The following is a 7,553-nucleotide window of genomic DNA, read 5'->3' as shown; positions in this document are numbered from 1 at the left end:
GGTTGGGTTTTTGGGGGGTGGGGGGGGGGTTTTGGGGAAAGAGCCGTTGGGTTTTCCCCCCCCCCCCCCCTGTCAAGCGGCGACAAAACGGGGTTAACATCATAAATGTCCTAAATCTAGTATAGAAAACACCATGCTAACAAAACAAAGATTAGTCCAAGCTAAACTTTTGCGCTAGAATAGCCCCATAAAGGAGAGCCATGAAACTAGCGGTTTTTGATTTTGATTCGACTTTAGTGGATGCGGAGACGATTGAAGAGTTGGCAAAGGCGCATGGTGTAGGGCAAGAGGTGATCAACACCACAGAGCTAGCCATGGCAGGCAAGGCAGACTTTTACACGAGCCTAATTAGCCGTGCTGGTTTGTTAAAGGGCATGGACGCTAAACATGCCCAAGAGATTTGCCAAAACTTGCCCCTACACAAGGGAGCTTTAGAGGTGGTGCAGGGTTTGCAGGCTTTAGACTACAGGGTCGTGTGCCTTAGCGGGGGCTTTAAGTGGGCGACCGGACATTTTAAAGAAAAATTGGGACTAGATGCGGATTTTAGCAACACCTTGCATATGAGTGGGGGAGTTTTAACGGGCGAAGTGAGCGGGCCCTTGATGCGAGGGGATTCTAAAGCGGAAATTCTAGCCAGTTTGCAAAGCCTGCTTAGGCCTAAGCACACCCTAGCCATAGGCGATGGGGCCAATGATATTGGCATGTTCAAGTTAGCCAATGTGAGCGTGGCGTTCAATGCCAAAGAGATCACCAAAAAAGCCGCCACCTTCATTGCCCAAAGCTTAGATTTACAAGAAGTTTTAGAACATGCCTAGGGCTTGAGATAGCCCAAGTCCACCAAGGCGTTGGCTATGGCTTTGACGATGGGGCCATTCTTGCTGCCCCCCTCGCCATGCTCGACTAGAACGGTGATGACATATTTGGGGTTTTTATAGGGCAAAAAGGCGGTCATCCACGCATGTGAGCGGTGGAAATACTCCATTTGGTCTTCTTTGATGCGCTTGATCGTGTCTTGATCGATGCCCACAACTTGGGCCGTGCCTGTCTTGCACGCTAGAGCGACCTTCACCCCTCTAGTGCTGTTATAGCCCGTGCCCCCTTGGGTGCTACACGCTTCATACATGCCCTGCCTAAGAGCGGGTAGTTTGGACTTTTGGAAGTTGTCGAGGACATCCTTCACTTTAAAATTGCCTTTAAGGGCAAAATGGGGGGTAGGCAGTTTGCCAGAGGCGATTAAAGCCGTGTAGTTTGCCACCTGCAAAGGTGTGGTTAAAAACGAGCCCTGTCCGATAGAAGTGATGAGCGTGTCGCCCGTGTTCCAAATGTCTCCAAAGCGCTTCATTTTCCAACCCGGATCGGGTAGAATACCGACAAACTCATTGGGCAAGTCCACACCTGTTTTCTGCCCAAAGCCCATTTGGTGGAAGGTCTTAGCAAGGTTGTCGATAGAAATGTCGAGGGCGAATTTATAAAAGTAAACATCCACGGACTCCTTGATTGCTTTATAGAGATTTGTCCTACCATGCCCACCGGCTTTCCAGTCTCTAAATTTGCGCTTGCCCACCTCAATATAGCCGGGGGCAAAGACCTCGGTTTGCTCGGTAATAGGCAGGTATTCTAGAAAACTAAGTGCTGAGCCCATTTTCACCACAGAGCCGGGGGGGTAAAGCCCATTGACAAGGCGGTTTAAAAGAGGATTATAGATGTTGTCTTGCAGTTCTTTCCAATGTGCCACGCTGATCCCGCCGATGAAATTGTTGAGGTTGTATTCAGGATAGCTGCCCGCAGCCAAGATCGCTCCCGTGTGTGCGTCCATCACCACCACCGCCCCTACCTTGCCTACAAAGAGCGCATCGGCTTTTTCTTGCAAGCGTTTGTCTAGGGTCAGCACGAGGTCATTATTGGTCTTGGGTTGCTTTTCCTCTAGGACTTTGAGCTCTTGGTTTAGGGCATTCACGCTCACCAGTTTATAGCCCATCTCCCCTTGCAAGAAGTCGTTGTACTGTTTTTCTAAGCCCGTCTTGCCCGTGGTGTGGGTGTATTGGCTCTTAGGATCACTTTGCATGTCCTTCATGTCGGCTGCGCCCAAGTAACCGATGACATGCGAGGCTAGGGCATTGCCCGGGTAATGGCGCTTGTTGGCGGGGGAGATGCTGATTTTAGGGTCTAAGATGAGCTTGGGATAGAGCGTTTGCATCTCTTCATAGGGGATGAAGTCTAGGATCTGGATGGCGTTGTGGTTATATACAGAGTTTTGGTGGCGGTAGTTTTGCGCGGCGGCTTGGGTGTCTAGGGCGGGGAAGTGGCGCGCTAAAAATTCTAGTTCTTGTTGCAACTGGGACTTTTTCAAGGCGGGAGCTAAAGAAATGCTAAAACCCAACTCATTCATCGCCAAGAGTTGGTGGTTGCGATCCAAAATGAGCCCCCTTGTGGGGACCAAAATCTCCTTTTTAGTCATGTTGCGCAGGGCAAGCTGTTCAAAATAGTCGTTGGTCTTGATCGTTAAAATGAAAATACGCAAGAGCAAGATCGCCCACACCAGTGCCAAAAACCCAAAGATGAAGCGGAACCTAAGCCCTTGCATACACCCTCCATAAAATAAACTCAATGCCCGTATAAGTCAAGAGCCGATCCCAAGGGGCTATTGGTGTGTCATGCAGTGTGGAAAGCAAAAGTGTGTAGAGCACATAAATAGAGAGCATGTGAAACGCTTCCCACAAGATATGGTCTTCAAAAGCTCTAAGCACAAACTGCACAACGATTTTTTCATACAAAATAAAAAGTAGGATTAAAATCCCCAGGGGCTCTTGATGGATCGCTTCAAAGAACAGCAAGCCCGCGAAAATGGAGAGGACATAGCGGTCTTGCACCCGCACCTCCTCCCTGTTTTTAAATAAAATGAAAAGGAGGCTAAGGAGGGGAGGTAAGGTGGGATAAAGGGCTTGTAAATTGTTATAAAGATAAAAGGTGAGTACGGCCAAAACGCAACGGGTGTAGGTCAAGTTCAAGCGCATGCGTACCCCAACAAGGCGTTTAATAAAGTGGCTTGGAGCTGTTCTAAAGAACCAAATTTTGGTTTAAGGGTGGAAGGCTTTAGCACGCTCACCAGAGCTTGTGGATGTTCTTGTAGCAGAGCGTGTTTAGCGTGGCTAGTGAGTTTGTCAAACTTGGTGTAAATGCAACGGATGCACTGATCGGGTTTGATAAAACTTTTTAGAAACTCTTGCACGCGCGCATCTTGGCTTAGGTGGGGGTGGCGCGCATCTATGAGGTGCAAGAACACTTTAATGTTGGGGCGTTGCTTTAAGAGTGTGCATAAAAACACTCCCCACTCTTCTTGCAGACTCTTAGACACCTTAGCATATCCAAAGCCGGGCAGGTCAATGCAGCCAAAGGCGATCTTCTCCTCACCTAGTTGCCAAGTGGTGGTGAAGAAATTAGCCATTTGCGTTTTGCCCGGGGTGGCTGAACTCTTGGCGATTTTGCGGCCTAGAAGTTGGTTGATAAAAGAACTCTTGCCCACATTGCTGCGCCCCAAAAACGCCACTTCGGGCAGGTGGGCTGGGGGGGTTTGGGCCATGTTGATCGCCGAGCACACAAAGTGGCTCTCTAAGACCTTAAGGCTTGGGCTGTTCTTTGGCATGCTTTTTGGCCTTTTGCTTTTTCTGCTCTTTTTGGATGTCTTCCATGTCAAAGACAAAGGTCGCCGGTTTGTCCTTGCCCCCGAGCACATCGGCGTAGCCGTGCTCCTTGCTCAAAATGATCTCCTCGCCCTTCACAGAATTGACCTTGCCCACTTCATCCACCACGGCGTTTTGCAATAAGCGGTACTCTTGTTTTAGGGCATCATAAATCAGCCGATCCGAGTGCCCCTTAACTTCTCTGCCGTCCTCAGTGAACAAATGGAAATGCACATTCCCAATCGCCTCGTATTTGGTGGGTTTGCGCTTAGCGTTGGTGTAAATCACCACCTTGTCGGCGGTCAGCGTGTCCTTACCCTTTTTGATGTGAACATTGCCTTGGATGATGGTCATTTTCTTTTGGTCATTGGCGAGGAATTTATCTGCGGTCACCTCTAAGGTTTCCTTTAAAGGTGCGGTGCACAAAAAGCCACATACAAGCCCCAAAAACGCTAGCTTTTTCAAAACTTAAACCTCTGTGTGTGCCGCCCCTTGGGGTGCTGGGCTTCTGCTAGGTTAATGATGGCGTGGATGTGTTGTGCTTGCAAAACTTGGGTTTTGTGGTTATAGGCGATGTTTTGCCCACTCACATGCCCCTCTGGAGCGTTGAGTAAAAAATTGCCCTCCCCTTGGAAGGTCTGCTTAGCATGGTTGTAAGCCCCCTTTTGGCTCCAAAAGCTCTCGTGGTTACTGGTCGTGTAAAGCACCCCTTTAGGAAAGCTGTACAAATCGTTGCGGCGCACCAAGACCTCTCCTCTTGCATGCTCCAAGACTTGGCTATCGGTGTCAAATTTGCTGAGCACAAAGTCGTAAAGCACTTCGTGGTCGCTAAATTGCAACGCTCTAACCCCCTCGATATTTAAATCTGTGCTGGTGGCATTGCTTTCAAAAGCACTAAAGCCGTGCAGCTCGATTTTGGCAAAGTCCCCTCTGAAGGTGGTGTATTTTTTTGGGGGGTGCAAGAAAAACAAGATCAAGCTCCCCATCGCCACCGCCAAACCAATGAAAAACAACCAAACGGGGTTTGCACGCACCTATTCACGCACCAAAAAGCTAGGTCTATTAAGCCCCTTTGCGTAATCGCTTGCCTCGGCTTCGCTCAAAAAGCCCTTGATGAAAACCCGATAAATGGGCTTATCGTTTTTCACGCCCTGCACAATGGCACTAGAGTAGTTGGTGTTTTTAAGCCGTATTTGTAGAGTGTTTCTAGCATGGATCGCCCCTTGTTTATTGGCAAATGCCCCCACTTGCAAGGAGAAGTTCCCCCCACTGTAACTCTTTTGACTCTCGCCCACCTTAAACTCTTTTTGCAAGACTTTAGCCTGTGTGTTCTGTGCCAAAGAAGGGCCATATTGTTTGGCCACCACACCCCCAAAGCCGATCACCTCTAAGCGCACAGGTGCGACCCCTTTGCCCACCATCGCGATGTCGTGTGCAGCAGCGTTGGAGAGATCGATGATGCGGTTTCTCACAAAGGGTCCACGGTCATTGATACGCACAATGGTGCTTCTGTTGTTGTCCTTATTCGTCACCTTGACAATTGTGTTCATAGGTAGGATTTTATTGGCGGCGGTGTGGGCGTGCATGTTGTAGGTTTCGCCATTGCTAGTCCGTTTAGTATGGAAGTTGGGGCCATACCAACTGGCATACCCATCAAAAGTCTGTCCGACTTTCACCTGTGTGGGGTAGTAAGTTCTGCCCCCCACTCTATAGGGGCGCATGGTCGCGCGTTGCATCGCCTCCGAGTCGATCATTCCCGCGGTTAAACTGCTCTTGGACACGGGGGTGTTGTAGGGCGGGCTGTAACTGTGTTTATTCTTATGGTGGTGGAAAAAGGAAAAATGCTTTTTAGGCGGGATGGTGCCATCAAAGTCCCTGGCATCTTCATAGGCGCGCAAACTTTCATGTTTGTTAAACAACGCGTGGCTTTCTTCTTGAGTGGGCGCGTTTTTAGCGCACCCCACAAGTGCTAAACTAGCGAGAAGAACTGAATAATACAATTTCATAGCACCTCATTTTGTGCCACTTTTAAGCGGCGGAATTTGGGAGCTAAGACGGGGATGATGAGCTTTTGTTTGCGACTCAAGTAAAAACCTTTGAGATTATTAGTGTATCTTAAAAGGGCAACAGAGCTGTGGAACTTCCTGGCGATGGAGTAAAGGGTTTCTTTGGGTTTAACTCTGTGGCTAAGTATGCGCACAATGTAGCTTTTGGGTTTATAGTGTTGTCTAAAGTAGGCTAAGTTTTCATAGGGGATGTAGACTGTGCTAGATATCCCTGTGGGCGCAAAATTGTATCTAAATTGGTGGTTGTAGGCCCTAACCGTTGCCACAGACAAACGCGCCGCGCTGGCAACTTGGCTAAGCAAGGTCCCACCCTTGACCTGCACACTCGCCAAAGTTTGGCGTGCACCTCTATTGAGCAAATACGCCTTCTTGCCCTCTGTGTCCAAATTGTTGAAGGCGATGGCAAGGCTCAAAATGGAGCGGATGTAGTGGCGGGTTTCTTGGGGGAGGTATTTTTTATGTTCATCGAGCAAAACATTAATGTTATCTGTGCCCGCAGCCTGGATCGCCTCAAGCACGCGTCTTAATCCGTAGTTATAGGCCATGGCGACTAAATACCATTGGTGGGTTTTTTGGTAAAGCATTTTAAAGTAGGTGATCGCTGCTTGGGTGCTTTTAATGGGGTCGCGGCGTTCATCCACGAGGGCATCGACTTTCAGACCCAACATTTTGGCGGTTTCTGGCATGAACTGCCAAATACCCACCGCTTTTTTCACGCTGTAGGCACGCACCGAGAATTTAGATTCAGCCATCGCCAAAAAAAGAAACTCCACGGGGACATTGGCCTGTAAGAGCATGCTTTTGATGGTGGGGATAAATACCCCATTTGCATCGTAGTGCTGCAATAATCGATCAAAGGTTTGCTGCACACTTTCTAGGGTGTTGGCATTGGCACTATTGGCAAGAAAATCAGCGTCCACGCCAAAGGCATTTAGGGTCTTTAAACTGGTGCTGTTGATCGTGGGTGGGGCGGCACATAAGGATAGGCTTAGCAGGCAAACAAAACTTAAGGGTTGTAAGAGATTTTTTAACATGAAGACACCTTTAAATGAAACAGAGTTTGGGCGTTATGTGTGGTGCTGTTGGCTAGACTTTCCACGCTCATTTGGCGCACCTGGGCTAGCTTTTGGGCAACCAAGGGGATATATTTAGGTTCATTGCGTTGCCCTCTAAAGGGGTGGGGGGTTAAATAGGGCGCATCGGTTTCTAAAAGCAAGCGTTCGAGGGGGATTTGCGGCAAGACTTCCACTAAATTTTTAGCGTTTTTAAAGGTCGCCACGCCCCCGATTCCATAGTAAAAATTATAGGCGAGCTCCAATAAAAGCGCATCCCCATTAAAGCAGTGCAACACGCCTTTAATCTCGGGGTATTGCTTTAAAATCGTGTGTGCGTCTATACTGGCTTCGCGTATATGCACGATCAGGGGCTTGTTAAACTCTAAAGCCAAAGCGATTTGGGCGTGGAAGACTTCCTTTTGGCGGGCTTTGGTGGATTCGTCGTCTTTGTAGTGGTAATCTAGTCCGCACTCACCCACTGCCACGCATTTAGGATGCTGTATGTGCGCCTTTAAAGGGGCTAAGTTGAAATCTTGCAAGTCTAAGGGATGTATACCTACGGCAAAGTAAAGATTGGGGTTTTCTTCACAAAGCGCGATGGCGCGGGCTAGGTCTTTGGGGCTGGCAGCGGGGATGATGGCGGTGCTCACCCCGACTTCTTTGGCGTGCTCCAAGACTTGGTGCAAATCGGCTTCATAGTGGGTGTGGTCTAAATGGCAATGGGTGTCTACAAGCTCTAACATCTAGCTCCT

General features: G+C 48.8%; 9 protein-coding genes. 1 reads left to right on the top strand and 8 read right to left on the bottom strand.

What is annotated here, in order from left to right:
* Positions 1-200 precede the first annotated feature (200 nt).
* On the top strand, positions 201-815 hold the full coding sequence (gene serB, locus AOG36_RS07355; RefSeq protein ID WP_015107351.1) for a phosphoserine phosphatase SerB: 615 nt from the start codon (positions 201-203) through the stop codon (positions 813-815).
* Here serB and mrdA read toward each other — a convergent pair.
* From mrdA to AOG36_RS07320, 8 genes are read right to left on the bottom strand one after another with little or no spacing between them, the layout of a single operon-like run.
* Positions 812-2,584, bottom strand: coding sequence for a penicillin-binding protein 2 (mrdA, locus tag AOG36_RS07350; protein WP_015107350.1), 1,773 nt, complete (start codon positions 2,582-2,584; stop codon positions 812-814). The genes serB and mrdA overlap by 4 nt on opposite strands.
* A complete protein-coding gene (locus tag AOG36_RS07345; RefSeq protein WP_015107349.1) occupies positions 2,571-3,014 on the bottom strand; it encodes a hypothetical protein in 444 nt (147 codons plus the stop codon). Before AOG36_RS07345 ends, mrdA begins: the two co-directional genes overlap by 14 nt.
* Complete coding sequence (yihA, locus tag AOG36_RS07340) at positions 3,005-3,643, bottom strand: ribosome biogenesis GTP-binding protein YihA/YsxC (RefSeq protein ID WP_015107348.1); 639 nt, start codon at positions 3,641-3,643, stop codon at positions 3,005-3,007. The genes AOG36_RS07345 and yihA overlap by 10 nt, the downstream gene beginning before the upstream one ends.
* Entirely contained in the window at positions 3,618-4,145 is a 528-nt protein-coding gene (lptA, locus tag AOG36_RS08385; protein WP_015107347.1) for a lipopolysaccharide transport periplasmic protein LptA, read from the bottom strand. Before lptA ends, yihA begins: the two co-directional genes overlap by 26 nt.
* Positions 4,142-4,714 (bottom strand): hypothetical protein, encoded by a 573-nt coding sequence (locus AOG36_RS07335; RefSeq protein WP_015107346.1) that lies wholly within the window; start codon positions 4,712-4,714, stop codon positions 4,142-4,144. The genes lptA and AOG36_RS07335 overlap by 4 nt, the downstream gene beginning before the upstream one ends.
* The gene (locus tag AOG36_RS07330) at positions 4,715-5,686 is read right to left on the bottom strand and encodes a septal ring lytic transglycosylase RlpA family protein (RefSeq protein ID WP_084815814.1); all 972 of its coding nucleotides are present in this window, start codon (positions 5,684-5,686) and stop codon (positions 4,715-4,717) included.
* The gene (locus AOG36_RS07325) at positions 5,683-6,780 is read right to left on the bottom strand and encodes a lytic transglycosylase domain-containing protein (protein ID WP_015107344.1); all 1,098 of its coding nucleotides are present in this window, start codon (positions 6,778-6,780) and stop codon (positions 5,683-5,685) included. The genes AOG36_RS07330 and AOG36_RS07325 overlap by 4 nt, the downstream gene beginning before the upstream one ends.
* Complete coding sequence (locus AOG36_RS07320; protein ID WP_015107343.1) at positions 6,774-7,544, bottom strand: TatD family hydrolase; 771 nt, start codon at positions 7,542-7,544, stop codon at positions 6,774-6,776. The genes AOG36_RS07325 and AOG36_RS07320 overlap by 7 nt, the downstream gene beginning before the upstream one ends.
* Positions 7,545-7,553: the final 9 nt, after the last annotated feature.

The organism is Helicobacter heilmannii (genome assembly GCF_001283065.1).
Lineage (GTDB): Bacteria > Campylobacterota > Campylobacteria > Campylobacterales > Helicobacteraceae > Helicobacter > Helicobacter heilmannii.
The sequence above is the reverse complement of the archived record's forward strand: the minus strand, read 5'-3'. Positions and strand labels throughout refer to the sequence as shown.

Bases quoted from the DNA above. Each gene is read 5' to 3' on its own strand.
- AOG36_RS07345 (WP_015107349.1), bottom strand. From the start codon at position 3,014: ATGCGCTTGAACTTGACCTACACCCGTTGCGTTTTGGCCGTACTCACC.
- yihA (WP_015107348.1), bottom strand. From the start codon at position 3,643: ATGCCAAAGAACAGCCCAAGCCTTAAGGTCTTAGAGAGCCACTTTGTG.
- serB (WP_015107351.1), top strand. From the start codon at position 201: ATGAAACTAGCGGTTTTTGATTTTGATTCGACTTTAGTGGATGCGGAG.
- AOG36_RS07325 (WP_015107344.1), bottom strand. From the start codon at position 6,780: ATGTTAAAAAATCTCTTACAACCCTTAAGTTTTGTTTGCCTGCTAAGC.
- AOG36_RS07320 (WP_015107343.1), bottom strand. From the start codon at position 7,544: ATGTTAGAGCTTGTAGACACCCATTGCCATTTAGACCACACCCACTAT.
- AOG36_RS07330 (WP_084815814.1), bottom strand. From the start codon at position 5,686: ATGAAATTGTATTATTCAGTTCTTCTCGCTAGTTTAGCACTTGTGGGG.
- mrdA (WP_015107350.1), bottom strand. From the start codon at position 2,584: ATGCAAGGGCTTAGGTTCCGCTTCATCTTTGGGTTTTTGGCACTGGTG.